Consider the following 16,248-nt stretch of genomic DNA (forward strand, 5'->3'; position numbering starts at 1 on the left):
CACAGAGCGCGCTGGAGTCCACGAGCCTTTTCCATCGTGTTTGTGCTGGTCAGCGGCGGGTTTCGATGCGGTTCAGGACGGTGATCGCGGCGGTGATGGTGTGCGCGCGGTGGGGACAGCAGCGGAACCGGTCCACCACGTGCCAGCGTTTGAGTTCGGCGACGGCTTGCTCGACCCGGCACCGGATCCGGGCGTGAGCACGGTTCACCGCTTTCTGGCCGGGTGACAGGCGCGGTCGGGTCCGGTGGCGTTTGTAGGGGGTCCGGACCGTGCCCCCGGCGCCTTGGTAGGCCTTGTCCGCCCACGCCTGGATGTTCTGGCTGGTGACAGCGTCCGGGCCCGCTTCCCACAGCTCGGGCTGGTCTGGGTCGACAGCGACTACGTCAACTCCGTGGACGCCGCTCTGGTGGCCTGGGCGCACAAGCAGGAGAACCTGGAGATCGTGGCCGTTCCGCAGAACGCGGCCGTGAAAGGGTTCCAGGTGCTGCCCCACCGGTGGGTGGTGGAGAGAACCTTTGGCTGGTTGACGAGGTGCAGACGCTTGGCACGGGACTACGAACGCAAGACCGCTCACGCCGAGGCAATGATCCAGTTCGCGATGATCCGGTTGATGGCCGCGCGGCTGGCTGGTGAGGAACTCGCCCCACCGACCAGCCCGGTCGAGATCGAAGCAGCCCGCCGGCTAGCAGAAGACCTCAAGGACTGACCGCCCAGGTTTCACAACACCCTCTCAGGGGGACGTCATGGTGGGCCGGGGTTATCGCCGCGCTGCCCGCGGCGGTCGGTCTGGTTCAGGGGTGCGGTCGCCGGCCTGTGAGACCGGTATCCGGACGCGTAACCCGACGAGCAGGCGTGGGCTCCACACCCGTTCCCGGGCCAGCCCGACCAGTAGCTTGTTCCGTCGTAGCCAGTCCACCGTCGCATTGACGCGGGGCTGCCCGAGCTCGGCGTGCAGCTCGGGTGTGACCTTCCCGTGGGCCCGCCCTGATTGCAGCAGCACCTCGACGACGGCCTCGGCTGCCTCCCGGGTTTCTGCTGCCGGAGCGAGGTGATCGAGCACGGTCGTGATCCGCGCGGCCAGGGTTTTCTGATCAGCTGAGTAGATCGGCGCAGCCGGCGGGGGCAGCAAGTCCAGATCCACCCGATACCACGCCAAGGCCCCCAGGCCGTCCGGCTTCTTTTTCTTCCTACCGGACAGGGTCCCGGTCATCGGTCCGGTCGGTTCCACGACCAGCAGCACCGCTGCACCTGGGACGTTCTCCCGCGTTTCCTCGATGTAACCGGACCACTGCGGCTCGATCGTGAGATCAGCGAGCGTCAGACCCGCTGTCTCGGCCAGCTCGGGGAGTCCGTCAAGGCCACCGGGGAGGTCGTGACGGGCGATGACCTGCAACGGCAGGCGGGCATCCCCGGCCGACGCGCGCGCCGCTACCGACGACCCGGCGCCCAGCAACACCGCCTGGGCCGCCGGCACCACCGCAGCCCGTTTCCTTCCGTTCCCCAACCGCCGCATCGACCCCGGCCCGAACGGGAACGACACCGGCGCAGGCCCGGACTCGGACTCGGACTCGGACTCGGACTGCATCGGGGCCTTCCTGTTCTCGGTGCTCATGCCGGTGGTCTCGTCGTCGGCCGGGGCCGGCGAAGCGGCTGTAGCGCAGCTGGTGGGCTACAGCGACAGTGCGTGCGGCGCCACCCCCGGTTCTTCGCCACGACCAGAGCGGCCTCGCCGTCACGTGGGTCGTCGTGATCGTAGGCATCAGGGTGACCGACCGGTTCACCGGCGCGGGCCCCGGTGGCCGGTGGCGGATCGCCACGCCGGGCACGACCCGGGGGACCGCTGCGTCGTGGGCAAGTCGACCCGGACCGCAGCCCGCGCTAGCGGGCGAGGACCGGAAGCGGCGCGGCAGCACCGTTCGTGCGCGGCGATAACGCGCGGCCGGGGGTGGGTGTCGGTGTTCAGCATGACGCCGCGGCCGAGCTGAGCCGTCGGGACCGCTGGTCGGCGAGTAGAGCGGTGATGTGTGCGAGGGCGCTCTGCCGGGTGCTGGTGGTGGTGTGGTCGGGGTCGTGGTCGGGGATGAGTCCGGTGAGTAGTGCGTGGTGGTCGCGGGCCTGGTTACGGGCCAGGGTCGTGTGGGCGTCTGTGTGTTGCTGGTCGGTGGCCTGGAGGGCGGTGGCGGTGAGTTGGGTGTGGCCGTAGGGCAGCCGCTGCGCGGCGGCGTGGCCGTGCCGGGCGGCGAGGCCGGCCCGGCGTTCGGCGTCGAGGTGTGGGGCGGTGAGGGGCCCGCCCGGGCCGGTCCAGGGTGCGAGGCGGTGGCGGAGCCACGCCGTAGGCCAGCGCACCTGGGAGGCGGGGCAGCGCTCGACCGGGCGTGTGGGTCCAACAGGTGTGGGCTCGGGTGTGGGCTGGTGTGCCAGGGCGTGACGTAGGTCGTTGTTGGTCCATCCGGCCCGCCAGAAGGGTTTCATCCGTGCCCGGATCGCCCGCGGGGACAACCGCGGGAGCAGGGGGTCGTCGCGGAGCTGGCGTGCGGCGGCGAGCATCTCCCCCCCGGTGCGCGGCACCCGGTCATCGAACCAGTCCCCGTAGCGGCGGGCCTGGTGGGGCGGCTCGGGCCGGACCGTCCGGGTCTGCCGCGACGGCCGCGTAGCGGTCCCGGCACGGCCGGCGGCCGGGTTGTGGATGATCGTTTTCGCGCGCGTGTGAACAGAACTCTTACCTTCGGTAAGAGTAAACCCCGTTGGGGTCCAACTTTCGCCGCGCAACGACCCCGACGGGGTCTCGGACGGGCCCGAGGAGAAGCTTTCGGAGGGGATGTCGCCGATCTCGGTGAGCGGGCGGTCGCGGTCGCGGTGCTTGGCGGTGTTCGACTCGGTGACCGCGTGGTCGGGCAGGCGGAGTTGGTAGACCGCTGCCCGGTTCCCGCGCCGGCCGTGGATCGCGGTCTGGAGCGGCCCGCGGTACTGCGGGGTCGAACCGGACTCGACCAGCAGCAACCAGCCCGCCTCACGCAGCTTCGCGAGCCAGGACGCGACCGAGGACCGTGCCCACCCCGACACCTCCTGCAACTGCGCCCAGGTCGGCCACGTGTAGTGATCTTCCCAGTCCGCACGGCGGGCGAGCTCGTCGAGCAGAAGATCCAAACGGGGACGGACATCACCACGCAGCTCCCGATACCAGGCCGAAGCACGGATCGCGCCCACCCAGTCCCGGGCAGTCCGCGGCAGGACCCCGGCGGCCTCGTCGTCACCGGCTCCGGGGTCAGCATCGCCGGTGATCGCCGCCCAGCAGTAGTCGCAGACGACCGAGTCCAGCACCGTGTCCCGCGCCCGTCCGGAACGACGCACACAACCCGTACACATCACCGGCGCCGCAGCAGCCGGCTCACAGACAGAACGCCAGCCGACCCCGGCCACCACGACCGCCGCAACAGCCAACTCCCCCGGAACGGGCACGGGCAGCGACCAGATCCCCTGGTCAAGACCGGACACCGACCACTGCGGACCGAAACCGAGAGGGCCGAGGGGGCCGAGAGGGCCGAGAGGGCCGAGAGGGCCGAGAGGGCCGAGGGGGCCGAGGGGGCCGAGGGGGCCGAGCATGCGCTACCCTTTCCCTCGGACGGCGAGATGAATAGCCATCCGAGCGTTGGTTGGCGCAGCGCCTTTTTCCTTGGAAATGGTGGGGGCGCTGCGCCCGTTCAATTATGTAGCCTCACATACACAGAGAGTATCGGGTCGATGCAGGCCCGCCCGCATGGGGCGGCGTCGACCGACCCGGCGAGAACCAGCTATAGTGGAATTTTTGGGTGCCCTGCGTGAGGTTCGACCTGCGCGCACAGTCGATCGGCTTGCCACGGCGCACCCCGACCGGCTGCGCCGGTATCGATAACCCGCCACCGCCAGAGTCGCCAGCGGCGTCTTGGAACGCCTAGCACGACCACGCCCAGCGCGGCCACGGCCATCAGCAGTGTCGCCGCCCGACGGTCCCCGACCCACCGCTGCGCCGGTCTCCGTCTGTGTGTCGGGTTCATCCGGTTCATCATGTCGGGGACGCCTCGGCGGGTGCAGCCGTGGCCGCCACCGTGGTGGCCTGGTAGCGGCCGCGGGCGACACGCGCGATCCGTCCCTGCCCGATGAGTGTGTCGAGGGCGTCGTGCACCGCGGCCTTCGACGCCGCCGCCGCCGCGACCAGCTCGGCGGTCGCGGTCGTGCCGCCCTCGATCAGGGCGAGGACCTCGGCCTGCACCGGTGACACCCCACCCGCACCCGCCGGCGCAGGTGCAGGTGGGGTGTCGGCGGTGGCGGTGCGGGTTCCCCAGGACGGCTGCGGGCTGCGCCGAAGCCCGCCCCGCCCGCTCCCAGCCCCGGCTCCGGCTCCGGCAGCGCCGCCGTCGGTGAGGTGGTGGGTGCCGCCGAGGCCGCCGATCTGCCAGCGCCCGTTGATGGCGGGGCCGAGGACGGTGGTGATCGCGGCGGTGTCGAGTGGGTGCAGGTCGGGTTGGGTGAAGTGCCGGTCGAACGCGGTCGACACGGTCAGCTCGGGTGCCGGCCGGCCGGTCGCGGTCATCCGGGCGGCGTCAGCGTCGCTGGGGAGCCAGTCCCAGCGGACGGGTGCGTCCAGGTGGGCGTGGACGGCCATCCCGGGGACCGGGCGTCGTGGCCGGGCGTCGTCGAGGGGGAGCTCGTTCGGGTCGAACACCAGCCCGGGTACGAGGTCCGAGGAGGATTTGGAGTTGGTGCGGAACGCGATGACCTGGGAGGCGAACGCCGACCGGGCGTGGTCACCGCCCCAGGCGGCTTGTCCTTGGGACTGGTTGCAGCCGACCACCCACACGCCGAGCGCGCGGACGGTGTTCACGGTCTCGGTCCACAACGCGGCGGTGGTCGGGTCGTGGGCGACGAAGGAGTACTCGTCGTGCAGGAACATCCACCCCGGCATCTCGACACTGGGGAAGATCAGGTCCGAGCCGAGCTGCGCGGCGATCCGGGCGCGGGCGGCCAGGATCACGCCGATCAGCCTCGGCAGGGCGAGGACGTTGTGTTTGCCGATGACCGCGACCCGGGCGCGGGTGGCGAGGGCGGTGGAGGAGTTCCCTTTCGGGTCGGCGTAGAGCAGGTTGAGCACGCCGGTGGACAGTGCGGCGGTGGTCAGGATGTTCGTCGCCCCGGACTTCCCGCCGCCGGTGGAACCGACGATCATCGTCGGTACCGTCCCCGAGTCGTTCCACATCACGACGTCGACCTCACCGGTCCCATCGACCGACCGCCCCACACCCTGGATGAGTCCGTCGTGCACGCGCGGCACGGTGAAATAGCGGGTGTCGGCGACCGGGTCGGTGTGGATGACCGTCAACCGCGCCCGCGCGGCGCTCTCCCCGGCTGCGGCCGGGGCGAACAGGACTCGGTCGGCGGGCTCCCCGAGGCCACCGGCGAGGCGGACCCGGTGGGTGAGCAGATCGGCGACGGTGTGCACACCACGAGCCAGGACGACGTCGAACGTCGTCGTGTAGGGCCCGTCGACACGGTTCGTCAGCCTCGACCCGGGGACCTTCCCGGTTTTGGAGCCGTTGGTCTGCGCCCACGCCAGGCAGTACCGGTCGTGTTCGGGGTCCGGCGGGGCGAGCGCCGGCAGCTCGGATGACGTCAACGGCACGACCTGTGGGCCGAGCGGATGGGCCCGCCACCAACGGGTGCCCAGCACGGTCGTGCCGAGGACTGCGGCGGCGCCGAGCAGCGGCGACGGGCCCGTCGTGGCGAGTGCGTGGGCCAGAACTGATGCACCCGCACCACTCACACACAACTCAGGCCACCACCGACCGACATGGGATCGGTAACGGGCTGCGCCCAGCACGGCCGCAGCGACCGGGAGCGCGGCAGCCGGGCCGGCGAACACTCCCGGGTCTGTCGTGGCGCCGAGCGCGGCGGCGGCGGCGCCGATCCAGTGCCCGCCCATCCCGACACCACCACCAGCGGCGGCCGGGATCCAGGGCCAGCGCCGACGACTGTTCCGATCCGCGACCAACACCCGCCGCGCGTTCTCGCACCGATCATCACCACCGACCTCCAGCGGGGCGCCCCGGTCACCGGTCGGGACGACGGCGGCCTTCAACCGCGACCAGAACGCCGCCGCATGGGCACCTGACGACGCCGTCTCGCCGGCGACGTCACCGCGGTCCTTCTCCCGGGCTGCCGCCCGCTCGGCGGCGAGCCGGGCGGCGTGCTCGAACCGCGTCCGCCGCGTCACCACCGACGACCGGGCCATGAGGATCCCTCCTTGATCTTTCCGCTGGTCAGGACGGTGTTCCAGGACAGGTGTTGAGAGAGGCTGATGGGGCCGGAGCACCCGCCAGGTCAGGTGTGGCCGAGGGATGTCTTCGACGCCCGACCGATCATGTGGTGGGTGGTGTGGGCGTCGGCGACGATCTGCCCACCCACACCGACCCGCTCGGCCACGGTCGACAACGAGTCGATGACCGCGGCGAGCTGGGTGCCTGCGACCTCGAGGGCGTCGAGGCCGACCCAGCCGTGGGATTCGAACTCGTCGGCGATCACCCGGTGGCCGGCGATGAGCTGTTCCAGATCGGTGGCGGCGTCCCGCAACGCCGCCGCGATGTATTCGTGGTTCCCGTCACCATCCAGTACTGCCGTCATGGGCTTCTGCTCCGTTCCTTCTGGCGTGTGCGCTTGTCAGCGGGTTAGAGGACGGCGTGTGGGCCCGGCACATAGGGCGCCGCCTCGTAGGCGTCCCGGCCCTGGTCGCCCTGGGCGCGCATCTGCCCGGCCAGGTCCCGATACGACGCCTCAGCCGCGGCCAGCCCCGTCAGCGAGTCCGTGAGCGGGCCGGTGACCTGGCCGCCCCAGCCCTGACCGGCGAGCCGGTCGACGAAACCCGACAGCTGGGACTGATACAGGCCGCAGGCCTCCGCCGCGGCGGTCAGCCGGGCGACAGCGGTCTCATACATTCCGTGACCTCCAGAAGCAGTAGTCGTGCTGGTCGTCGCCAGGATCGGCGCGGCCGGACCCGGCGAGGTGGTCGGATCGGTGTCGTCGGTGTCGGTGCCGGTGTTGTCGACACCGTCCGGGGCCGGGCCGGGAACCGGTGTGTCCCCGGCCGAGGTGGGCGGGCCGGGATCGTCTGTTGCGGTCACCGCTGCACCACCTGCGACGGCCGCCGGGCCCGTCCCGGGCCGTCGTCGTCCCCACGGCTCCGGCACCGCCCTGCCCGCCCGATCAGTCCGGCCACTCGAGCCGACACCGGTGGTGAGGCCGCGGGCCTGGGCCCAGCGGGCCCGCGCTCGATCCGCCCGCTCCAGCCGCCGCCGCTGGGTGGCGCGCCACCGCTCATCCCGGCCGGGGGCGGTGGCGTCGTACCAGGCCCGCCGCCGCGCCGCACGATGCTCGGCCCGGTGCTGCGCGGCCCGACACGCCTCGGTCCAACGAGAGGCGACCAGGAGCCCGAACGCGCCCCGCCCGACCGGACGACCCGACGGGGTGCGGGCGCCGCCGCCGGCGTCGTGGCGCATCCGGGCCCGCGCGAGGCCGGGTGGTTCTTTGCCCGCGGTGTAGGCGGCGGTGTCGGTGCGGCCCTTGGTCACGAAGAACGCCACCACGACACAGGTCAGGAAAAACGCCTCCACCCGACCCACCTCCTTCCTTCTCTAGCGCCGTATCGGCACACAGCTAGAACTTGCGGTGTCATCAGGTGAGGGATGCGGCGAGGGCGGCGATGAACGCATCCGCTGCCGGGTACAGGCGCGGGACACCGGCCAGGACGGTCCCGACCAGGGCCAGGGCGGCGACGACTATCAGTGACTTCGACCGGGTCGCGGCGGTGATCCCCGACCCCCGCAGACGGCTGTAGGCCCACAGCCCGGCGGCGGCCGCGACCGCACCGACCGCACTGACTCCGACCAGCTGGGCGGTGGCCTGCCCAGCACCGGCCAGCGCCCCGCCGGACAAGTTCTGGAACAGGGCGCCGAACCAGCCGGCGGAGGCGCCGCCGACACCGAACCCGCCGACCACCGCCAGGACGGCGGCGACCTTCTCCCAATCCACGCCCTTACCGGGCACATCCAGGAAAACCAGCAGCACCGCGAGGATGAGTGCGAGGGCGCCGAGCGCGGGCATCGACGACGGGATGAACATCGACCACGACATCACCCACCGCCCAGGAAGCCGAGGACGAGTAGAGCGATGACGATGATCGTGATCACGAAGCCGGATGGTTTGTCCCGGATCACGTTGCACAGCCAGTCCAGCGGGAACACCACGGCCAGGGCGGCCAGCGTCAGCGCCGCGTGCACGCCGTGGACCAGTGGATTTTGCGATGTGGTCCAGTCCCCGGTACGCGAGTACGCCCAGGTCTGGGCATACGAGGGCGGAGTCTGGTTCCACCGCGGCCGGGCCTCCACCACATCACGGACTACGTCGATGAGGCGCTGGTCCCATGGCGCCAACGGCGCCACTGCCGCGGCCGGCTCGTCGACGGCCCTTGGACCGTCCGGGTTCGACCTTCCGGGAGCGGGCGCGTCGACGACGTAGAGGCCGGGCCGGGCCGCTGGGGCCTCGTCCTGCTGGTCAGAGATCGGCTGAGGCACGACGACCACCCCCCACCTTCTGCCAGTGACGGCAACGGCCACAGGTCCGCGGCGGCGTGCCGCCATCACGCGGCATCTCGAACGACCGACCGCAGAGCGCACATCGGGCGCGGACATGCATCACGACTCACCACCTGCGGCGGTGGCGGCGGCGTGTCGCTGCTCGCGGCGAGCCTGGCTGCGGGCAGCGGTGCGCTGCTTCGCACGGATCGCAGTCTCCGCCGCACGTTCCTGCGCGGTGTGTAGTTCGCCGAGTAGGTCGGTGAGGTCGTCGGTGATCTGTTCCAGGCGTCGCCTGATCTCGGTCGATTCGGCCAGCGGGCGGGTGACTGCGGCCGGGAGCGCGGCGCGGACCGCGGCCAGCGCCGCCGTGGCTCGATCGATGGGTGTGGTGGCGCGGCCGTAAGCGGTGAGGAACTGGGCTCGTTGGGTCTCGACTCGCCGCAGGATGGTGTGCGCGATCCGCGCCCGCGACACCGGGCCGGCAGCAGCCCTTTCGGTAGCCGTCGCGGTGGTAGGTGCGGTCATGCCGCCACCGCCGGCCGTGCCGCCGCGACACGGATCTCCGCGTGCCGGGTCGTATCACGCTCGGTGGCGGTGGTGCCGCCCCATATGCCGTCCTGGCCTGTCGCGCTCGCCCAATCCCGACACAGGACACGGACCGGGCAGCCGGTGCACACAAGCCGGGCCTGCAACACGCCCAGCTCAGAGACCGGGAAGAACACCTCCGGGGCGACACCGACACAGTGCCGCCCCGGGTGCGACGACAACTCCGGCGGGACCGGGACTACAGGTCCCGGATCGTCATCAAAGACAGGACTACGCTCGACCACGTGGGTCTCCTCCTTCATGCAGGTGGTGACTCGCAGGCCTCGGTGGGGCGCTACCCGCCGAGGCCGCCTGAACCTTATTGACTCTCGACCCTCACTGACTCATGACTCATGACTCATCTTGGCTGAGTCTCGCGAGGGAGTCAAGCTCCCTGTGGGCAGTGCTGCTGGAGGCCGAAGCGCGAGTGATCCCACTGGCGAATCGGCAACAGCACGCCGCGACGAGGACGAGGCCCCACGCCGTTGAACCCAGTGGGGGCCGGGGACCAGCGGGGTCGCGGCACGAAGGAGATCCGGCGCCGACGAGCACAGCGTGGTCGTGATCGATGAACTCGGCGAATCGGTCGAGGCGTCCGGGATGGGCACGGGTGCAGGTCACGTCGTGTCCACGACGAGTCCCGCGACGGGCTCGTTCGCCAGCAAGAAGATGAGCGAGATAGCCCTCGGTCGAGGCCGCGACAGGGAGCACCCCGGTGTAGGTGACAGGATCAGACACGCAGGACCTCGGTACGGAAGTGGCGATCTGCTCGGCTGACCCAAATGAGAAAACAGGCGAACTCAACCAAGTAAGCGAGGTAGGCATTTTCAATGGCGCGCCCTGTAACGCGAAACCATTTGGGCGACTTGCTGCGACGGCAACGCCTTACGTCTGGGCTGTCCGGTCGAAGCCTCGCCGCAGCAATCGGCCATAGCCAGTCTGGAGTCGTCCGAATCGAGGCAGGGAAAGCGAAGATTTCGCCCGAGCTGCTTCAGAAATGGCTTCAGGCGACCGGTGCGTCACAGGCTGATCGCGGCCAGATAGAATCCCTCTTCGGTGAATTAGTGAAGATGGAATATGGCGTCAGAAGCGCAGGCGCAACAAGAGGGGGGAGGAAGGGAGTCCTCGCGACACTGGAAGGATCTGCCTCTGAGATCTGCGTATGGCAGTTCACTAGCGTTCCAGATCTACTGCAAACTGGAGCCTACGCACGCAGCGTGCTTCTGATGTCCGCGGGCGATTCGGATCGTGATCTGGACAGGCAGGTGGCTGAACTTATCTCGCGACAGGATATTCTCTACACGCCCGGGGTAGTTTTAAAAGTAGTCGTGAGCGCGCGGGTCCTAGGCGCCCGATTTGGGAATCCGTACGTGATGGTCGACCAGCTAGACAGAATTGCATCTCTCGTTCGACGAAACAGGATCGATCTTTCTGTTCTTCCGTCAAACGTCGAGGTGGGTGCGAATCACGGATCTGCGGGGGGTATCTACTTCGGATCACACATGAGTCCCGGCGGACTGGCGCTTTCGCTCGGTGACCGCTCACCGGAGAGCGACCCGTCAGTAGTGCAGCGCCTGAAGGATGACTTCACCTGCTACCAACGGAACAGCTTGCGGGGCGAGCGGGCAATCACTGCCGTCGAGGACATCGCTCGTCGGCTAGCGGTCGAGGTTGGCCCTCCCTGAGGTTCGTGACGGTGAGTGAATGTCCGCTTGTCTAGCTGAACAGCAGGTCGAGCGTGCTAGCGTGTGTCCTACGCGTGGGCGTGCACGCGCACGCGTAGGACGCCTAAGGTCTACCGCTTGTCCAGCCTTTGTCCAGTAGTTTGTCCAATCACTGGACAAACACAGAACGTGATGTCCCGAGCTCCGAGCTCCACCGAGCTCCCCGAGCTCCGAGCTCCACCGAGCTCCCCCGAGCTCCCGAGCTCCCACCCGAGCTCCACCGAGCTCCCCGAGCTCCCGAGCTCCACCGAGCTCCCCGAGCTCCGAGCTCCACCGAGCTCCCCGAGCTCCGAGCTCCACCGAGCTCCCCGAGCTCCGAGCTCCACCGAGCTCCCCGAGCTCCGAGCTCCACCGAGCTCCCCGAGCTCCGAGCTCCACCGAGCTCCCCGAGCTCCGAGCTCCACCGAGCTCCCCGAGCTCCGAGCTCCACCGAGCTCCCCGAGCTCCGAGCTCCACCGAGCTCCCCGAGCTCCGAGCTCCACCGAGCTCCCCGAGCTCCGAGCTCCACCGAGCTCCCCGAGCTCCGAGCTCCACCGAGCTCCCCGAGCTCCGAGCTCCACCGAGCTCCCCGAGCTCCGAGCTCCACCGAGCTCCCCGAGCTCCGAGCTCCACCGAGCTCCCCGAGCTCCGAGCTCCACCGAGCTCCCCGAGCTCCGAGCTCCACCGAGCTCCCCGAGCTCCGAGCTCCACCGAGCTCCCCGAGCTCCGAGCTCCCCGAGCTCCGAGCTCCACCGAGCTCCCCGAGCTCCGAGCTCCACCGAGCTCCCCGAGCTCCCCGAGCTCCGAGCTCCACCGAGCTCCCCGAGCTCCGAGCTCCACCGAGCTCCCCGAGCTCCGAGCTCCACCGAGCTCCCCGAGCTCCGAGCTCCACCGAGCTCCCCGAGCTCCGAGCTCCACCGAGCTCCCCGAGCTCCGAGCTCCCCGAGCTCCGAGCTCCACCGAGCTCCCCGAGCTCCGAGCTCCACCGAGCTCCCCGAGCTCCGAGCTCCACCGAGCTCCCCGAGCTCCGAGCTCCACCGAGCTCCCCGAGCTCCGAGCTCCACCGAGCTCCCCGAGCTCCGAGCTCCGAGCTCCACCGAGCTCCCCGAGCTCCGAGCTCCACCGAGCTCCCCGAGCTCCGAGCTCCACCGAGCTCCCCGAGCTCCGAGCTCCACCGAGCTCCCCGAGCTCCGAGCTCCACCGAGCTCCCCGAGCTCCGAGCTCCACCGAGCTCCCCGAGCTCCGAGCTCCACCGAGCTCCCCGAGCTCCGAGCTCCACCGAGCTCCCCGAGCTCCGAGCTCCACCGAGCTCCCCGAGCTCCGAGCTCCACCGAGCTCCCCGAGCTCCGAGCTCCACCGAGCTCCCCGAGCTCCGAGCTCCACCGAGCTCCCCGAGCTCCGAGCTCCACCGAGCTCCCCGAGCTCCGAGCTCCACCGAGCTCCCCGAGCTCCGAGCTCCACCGAGCTCCCCGAGCTCCGAGCTCCACCGAGCTCCCCGAGCTCCGAGCTCCACCGAGCTCCCCGAGCTCCGAGCTCCACCGAGCTCCCCGAGCTCCGAGCTCCACCGAGCTCCCCGAGCTCCGAGCTCCACCGAGCTCCCCCCCGAGCTCCCCGAGCTCCCCACCCGAGCTCCCCCCCGAGCTCCGAGCTCCACCGAGCTCCCCGAGCTCCGAGCTCCACCGAGCTCCCCGAGCTCCGAGCTCCACCGAGCTCCCCGAGCTCCGAGCTCCACCGAGCTCCCCGAGCTCCGAGCTCCACCGAGCTCCCCGAGCTCCGAGCTCCACCGAGCTCCCCGAGCTCCGAGCTCCACCGAGCTCCCCGAGCTCCGAGCTCCACCGAGCTCCCCGAGCTCCGAGCTCCACCGAGCTCCCCGAGCTCCGAGCTCCACCGAGCTCCCCGAGCTCCGAGCTCCACCGAGCTCCCCGAGCTCCGAGCTCCACCGAGCTCCCCGAGCTCCGAGCTCCACCGAGCTCCCCGAGCTCCGAGCTCCACCGAGCTCCCCGAGCTCCGAGCTCCACCGAGCTCCCCGAGCTCCGAGCTCCACCGAGCTCCCCGAGCTCCGAGCTCCACCGAGCTCCCCGAGCTCCGAGCTCCACCGAGCTCCCCGAGCTCCGAGCTCCACCGAGCTCCCCGAGCTCCGAGCTCCACCGAGCTCCCCGAGCTCCGATTCGCCGTAAGCGGCGGCGCGCGCCGCATCGGCCGCGGCGGACATGAGGGTGTTGATGAACGTGGTCAACATCTGACGGAGCAGATCCGGACTCGCCTGGGCCAGCTGCTCGTGCGGGAAACGGGTCGGGTCAATACTCGACCGGGGTCATCGCGTGGTCTTTATTGATTGTCGTGAAAGGTCTTCAAAAAAATCATGCGGGGCTGCCCTGCTCCAGGCTCTGACTGTCACCGGGCCGGTCGCACACCACCCTGGTGGATGCCATTCCGAGCGGTGACATTTGAGCGGTTGGTGGAGTTGGCGGGGATGTCTCGGTCGGCGGTTCAGGTGTGGGTGGGATAATGCTGATCAGGTGGGGCTGTCGCGGGCGCCGTAGGTGCGTGAGTATCGTGAGCGGGTAGCAGCACGCCGCGTCGAGGATGAGGGCCTGTGATGACTGTTCGAGATTTGCCTGCTGGTGCTACGGATCGCTGGGCGCAGCATGCCCGGGAGCGACGTGCAGATCGCGTTCTGGACGCGCAGTTGACTCAGGACGCGGCGGCCGCGGCGCAGCAGCGGCGGATCGTCGCAGACGATGCCCGAACGGAACGTCGCCGTAATGCCCGTATGGCTGCGTCACAGTTCAGCGCGGAGCAGCGCCGGGCCCGGGGCGAGGCGCGGCGGGCGGCGCTGGCGCGTGTGGCGGGGTGGGTGGATGCGCATGTGATCGAGTTGTTGATTTACCCGATCGCGGTGTTGTCTTTCGCTTTGGCTGCTCCGGCAATGGCTGCTTATGGGGCTAGGATTTTCGGGGCTGGCGGGTTTTTGCTGGCGGGTATCACGGAGCTGGGGATGTGGGCGTTCGCGATGGCGGTGGTCACCGCGCGACGTCGGTATCCGGAGCGACCCGTGGCCGGGTTGCAGGCCGGAGTGGTCGTGTTCTCCCTCGGCGCGGCCGGGATGAACCTGCTCCACGGTCTGCACAAGGCCGGCGGGGGATGGGAGACCGGTGCGGTGATGGCGGTCGTGTCGGTAGCGGGGATTGTCGCCCACCAGTTGACTCTTGCTGGGGCGCCGCGGTCGCGGGCGGAGCGTCGCTCGGCGCGGTTGGCGGCGCGGGCCGCGGCGAAGTTGGACCGGGCTCAGCATGCTGCGGTCCGGGACGCAGCCACCGTGATCGACACCGATGGTGGTGCCCGTGTTGTGTACCGGGCCGGCACCTATCGGCTCCGGCGCCGACGACTCGCGATCGAGGCCGACCTGCCGTTGACGGCCGAGATGCCCGAAGCGGCGGCTCCCCCGGCTGTCGGGGCCAGCACGGGTCACGGGTCCACCGCAGCCGCCGGGCCGGCCGACGGTGTCGCTGCCGAAGTCGTTGCTGGGCCGGACCCCGTTGGCCGGGCTACAGCGGAACGTGTTGCTCCTGAAGCTGCGACCGATAATGATGGTGAAGTCGCTGACGAGATGACGGCGGTGATTCCGGTGGTTGAGCCGGTTGAGCCCGCACTAGTCGTAGAGGACACGGGCACGACGAAGCTAACCCAGGCCGAGATCCTCCTGTCCGAGGCGTGGACACGGGGAGAAGAGCCGTCGTTGTCCGAGGTGGACCGATTGATCGACGGGAACCGAACTGCGACCAAGGCCAAGCGGAACCTGCGTGTCCGGGGTGTCTTGCCTCCGTCTGAGCGTGCTGCGGCTTCGGGGAAGAGTGGCTGGCGTCGGGAGGCGGGCCAGTCTTTGGCGGGTGTGAGGCCGTTCCCGGGGGCGCCGGGGAAGCTTGCGTGATGAAGCGGGGCTGTAGGCGTTCGTGGTCGGCAGCGGTCTTCGGTGCTGTGGTGCTGGTGCTGGCTGGGTGTGTCGTGTCCGATGGTCCGCTTCCTGTCGGTACTGGTCCGGTTGGTGTGCCGATGCCGCGGGCGTTCGACCCTCCGAGCGATTTCGGTGCTCCGACGGTGTGGATGAGCCGTGTGGAGGACGCGCCGGTCCCGATGGTGCATGTTCTCGACGGTGTGGCGGGCTGGCGGGCGGACGCTGAGGGGCTGACCCGTGTCGATTTCCTCACTCACACCGTCCACCCGGGTGTCCGGCCGGACAATCCTCTCGGCGGCGGTCTGGGCGATCGCCGCGGCGGCGATCTGGCGGTCGATGTGCTCGGGAACCCGGTTGTGGCCGACACTGCGCTTGGGCGCATTGTTCTGGCGGCGTTCCCAGTGGAGGTCCCGGCTGCGGGCACGTCGCCGACTGGGCACGGTGTCGAGCTGGTCGCCGTGGATTCGGCGACCGCGACGAAACGTCTCTCAGTGACTGTCCCGGTCCCGGCACTCACTCCCGGTTCTGGTCCGGGGATCGGGTGGAGCTCGGTCCTCGGTGTCCACGACTCGTTGGTGTTGGTCTCGGCGACCAGCACCGCCGGGGGCTTCGTCGCTGGGATCGATCTCGTTTCTGGTGTAGTCGTCTGGACTGTTCCCGCGATGGTCGGCCTGATGATCGTCGGCGACACCGTCGTTGTGAAACACGGTTCGGGGCCTGATACGGATGTGCGGGGTTTGTCAGCCGTCGATGGCACCCAGCGGTGGGAGGGGGTCGAGTCCGGGGCTGTTAACCGGATCGGTGACCGGCAGGTGCTGGTCGGGACCCCGCAGCGGGGCAGCGCAGTGTTTGATGCTGTGACCGGCTCCGAGGTCGTGAGCTCATTGTCCGGGCGGTTGGCCGGCTGGCGTTGTCTCGATGACGGCGACAGCGTGACGGTGTGTCAGGTTTCCCAGAATGCCAAGCCTTATGCGGTGCTGGGCTTCGACAGGACTGGTGCCGAACTGTGGCGGATCGTCGACGAGCCTGGCAGTACTCGGGTACCGCCGATGGTGACTGCGGTCTAGCATGGCGCTGTTTACGGCTATACCTGGGGTTCGGATGCTGGCCTTGTTCTTGACGCCCGCACGGGTGCGGATCGTACCCCGGCTGCGACCGCGGCACCGATACTGGTCAACGAGTACTTCGGGATCGCCCCTGCTCCGCGTCCGAAGAGCTCGGGCTTCAGCAATGACCAGCGTGGGTTCTCCGAAACCGTCGCGGTCCCCGCGATCTCCTGAGCTGCTGCGTTTCCTGGGAAGGTCTGTTCTGCATGTCGTCACCATCCGGCGTCTGACTCGTGTGCCTCAGGTGGTCCCGGTGGTGTGGGTGGTAGTCGGGGCGATCAGGACGTTTTGGTGTC

13 protein-coding genes and 2 pseudogenes are annotated in these 16,248 nt (G+C 69.7%); 4 read left to right on the forward strand and 11 right to left on the reverse strand.

Annotated features, from left to right (window positions below):
* Nucleotides 1-49 precede the first annotated feature (49 nt).
* Nucleotides 50-421, reverse strand: a complete 372-nt coding sequence (locus Ae717Ps2_RS35615) for a transposase family protein (RefSeq protein ID WP_158071569.1) — start codon at nucleotides 419-421, stop codon at nucleotides 50-52.
* Here Ae717Ps2_RS35615 and Ae717Ps2_RS40615 point away from each other — a divergent pair.
* A pseudogene (locus tag Ae717Ps2_RS40615) lies at nucleotides 335-706 on the forward strand (transposase); the annotation flags it as partial. The gene Ae717Ps2_RS35615 and the pseudogene Ae717Ps2_RS40615 sit on opposite strands and share 87 nt — an antisense overlap.
* 51 nt (nucleotides 707-757) lie before the next feature.
* Here Ae717Ps2_RS40615 and Ae717Ps2_RS29825 read toward each other — a convergent pair.
* From Ae717Ps2_RS29825 to Ae717Ps2_RS29865, 9 genes are all read right to left on the reverse strand, one after another.
* On the reverse strand, nucleotides 758-1,612 hold the full coding sequence (locus Ae717Ps2_RS29825) for a hypothetical protein (protein WP_075334453.1): 855 nt from the start codon (nucleotides 1,610-1,612) through the stop codon (nucleotides 758-760).
* A gap of 347 nt (nucleotides 1,613-1,959) precedes the next feature.
* Nucleotides 1,960-3,351, reverse strand: coding sequence for a hypothetical protein (locus Ae717Ps2_RS29830; RefSeq protein WP_143510630.1), 1,392 nt, complete (start codon nucleotides 3,349-3,351; stop codon nucleotides 1,960-1,962).
* A gap of 691 nt (nucleotides 3,352-4,042) precedes the next feature.
* Nucleotides 4,043-6,265 (reverse strand): hypothetical protein, encoded by a 2,223-nt coding sequence (locus Ae717Ps2_RS29835; protein WP_075334455.1) that lies wholly within the window; start codon nucleotides 6,263-6,265, stop codon nucleotides 4,043-4,045.
* A gap of 89 nt (nucleotides 6,266-6,354) precedes the next feature.
* Nucleotides 6,355-6,654 carry a hypothetical protein gene (locus Ae717Ps2_RS29840; protein ID WP_143510633.1) on the reverse strand — a complete coding sequence of 100 codons (300 nt, stop codon included), beginning with the start codon at nucleotides 6,652-6,654 and terminating at the stop codon, nucleotides 6,355-6,357.
* Nucleotides 6,655-6,698: 44 nt separating this feature from the next.
* On the reverse strand, nucleotides 6,699-7,640 hold the full coding sequence (locus tag Ae717Ps2_RS29845) for a hypothetical protein (protein ID WP_075334457.1): 942 nt from the start codon (nucleotides 7,638-7,640) through the stop codon (nucleotides 6,699-6,701).
* Nucleotides 7,641-7,701: 61 nt separating this feature from the next.
* Nucleotides 7,702-8,160: a hypothetical protein gene (locus Ae717Ps2_RS29850; protein ID WP_075334458.1), complete on the reverse strand. Its 459-nt coding sequence runs from the start codon at nucleotides 8,158-8,160 to the stop codon at nucleotides 7,702-7,704.
* Complete coding sequence (locus Ae717Ps2_RS29855; RefSeq protein ID WP_143510635.1) at nucleotides 8,160-8,600, reverse strand: hypothetical protein; 441 nt, start codon at nucleotides 8,598-8,600, stop codon at nucleotides 8,160-8,162. Before Ae717Ps2_RS29855 ends, Ae717Ps2_RS29850 begins: the two co-directional genes overlap by 1 nt.
* A gap of 120 nt (nucleotides 8,601-8,720) precedes the next feature.
* On the reverse strand, nucleotides 8,721-9,128 hold the full coding sequence (locus Ae717Ps2_RS29860) for a hypothetical protein (RefSeq protein WP_143510637.1): 408 nt from the start codon (nucleotides 9,126-9,128) through the stop codon (nucleotides 8,721-8,723).
* On the reverse strand, nucleotides 9,125-9,451 hold the full coding sequence (locus Ae717Ps2_RS29865) for a WhiB family transcriptional regulator (RefSeq protein WP_083702629.1): 327 nt from the start codon (nucleotides 9,449-9,451) through the stop codon (nucleotides 9,125-9,127). Before Ae717Ps2_RS29865 ends, Ae717Ps2_RS29860 begins: the two co-directional genes overlap by 4 nt.
* Before the next feature lie 567 nt (nucleotides 9,452-10,018).
* On the opposite strand from Ae717Ps2_RS29865, the gene Ae717Ps2_RS29870 reads away from it, so the two are divergent.
* Nucleotides 10,019-10,873 carry a Scr1 family TA system antitoxin-like transcriptional regulator gene (locus tag Ae717Ps2_RS29870; RefSeq protein WP_083702630.1) on the forward strand — a complete coding sequence of 285 codons (855 nt, stop codon included), beginning with the start codon at nucleotides 10,019-10,021 and terminating at the stop codon, nucleotides 10,871-10,873.
* Nucleotides 10,874-13,058: 2,185 nt separating this feature from the next.
* Here Ae717Ps2_RS29870 and Ae717Ps2_RS40620 read toward each other — a convergent pair.
* Nucleotides 13,059-13,193, reverse strand: a pseudogene (locus tag Ae717Ps2_RS40620) (IS256 family transposase); the annotation flags it as partial.
* A gap of 297 nt (nucleotides 13,194-13,490) precedes the next feature.
* On the opposite strand from Ae717Ps2_RS40620, the gene Ae717Ps2_RS29875 reads away from it, so the two are divergent.
* Nucleotides 13,491-14,822 carry a hypothetical protein gene (locus tag Ae717Ps2_RS29875; RefSeq protein ID WP_143510639.1) on the forward strand — a complete coding sequence of 444 codons (1,332 nt, stop codon included), beginning with the start codon at nucleotides 13,491-13,493 and terminating at the stop codon, nucleotides 14,820-14,822.
* Nucleotides 14,823-14,995: 173 nt separating this feature from the next.
* Nucleotides 14,996-15,913: a hypothetical protein gene (locus tag Ae717Ps2_RS29880; protein ID WP_143510641.1), complete on the forward strand. Its 918-nt coding sequence runs from the start codon at nucleotides 14,996-14,998 to the stop codon at nucleotides 15,911-15,913.
* The last annotated feature ends 335 nt before the right edge of the window (nucleotides 15,914-16,248 follow it).

The sequence above is a fragment of the Pseudonocardia sp. Ae717_Ps2 genome (assembly GCF_001932475.1).
Taxonomy (GTDB): domain Bacteria; phylum Actinomycetota; class Actinomycetes; order Mycobacteriales; family Pseudonocardiaceae; genus Pseudonocardia.

What these genes read in the sequence shown, in the direction of transcription:
- Ae717Ps2_RS29880 (WP_143510641.1), top strand. Translation starts at nt 14,996, where the DNA reads ATGAGCCGTGTGGAGGACGCGCCGGTCCCGATGGTGCATGTTCTCGAC.
- Ae717Ps2_RS29825 (WP_075334453.1), bottom strand. Translation starts at nt 1,612, where the DNA reads ATGAGCACCGAGAACAGGAAGGCCCCGATGCAGTCCGAGTCCGAGTCC.
- Ae717Ps2_RS29860 (WP_143510637.1), bottom strand. Translation starts at nt 9,128, where the DNA reads ATGACCGCACCTACCACCGCGACGGCTACCGAAAGGGCTGCTGCCGGC.
- Ae717Ps2_RS29835 (WP_075334455.1), bottom strand. Translation starts at nt 6,265, where the DNA reads ATGGCCCGGTCGTCGGTGGTGACGCGGCGGACGCGGTTCGAGCACGCC.
- Ae717Ps2_RS29840 (WP_143510633.1), bottom strand. Translation starts at nt 6,654, where the DNA reads ATGACGGCAGTACTGGATGGTGACGGGAACCACGAATACATCGCGGCG.
- Ae717Ps2_RS29870 (WP_083702630.1), top strand. Translation starts at nt 10,019, where the DNA reads ATGGCGCGCCCTGTAACGCGAAACCATTTGGGCGACTTGCTGCGACGG.
- Ae717Ps2_RS29850 (WP_075334458.1), bottom strand. Translation starts at nt 8,160, where the DNA reads ATGTCGTGGTCGATGTTCATCCCGTCGTCGATGCCCGCGCTCGGCGCC.
- Ae717Ps2_RS29865 (WP_083702629.1), bottom strand. Translation starts at nt 9,451, where the DNA reads ATGAAGGAGGAGACCCACGTGGTCGAGCGTAGTCCTGTCTTTGATGAC.
- Ae717Ps2_RS29875 (WP_143510639.1), top strand. Translation starts at nt 13,491, where the DNA reads ATGACTGTTCGAGATTTGCCTGCTGGTGCTACGGATCGCTGGGCGCAG.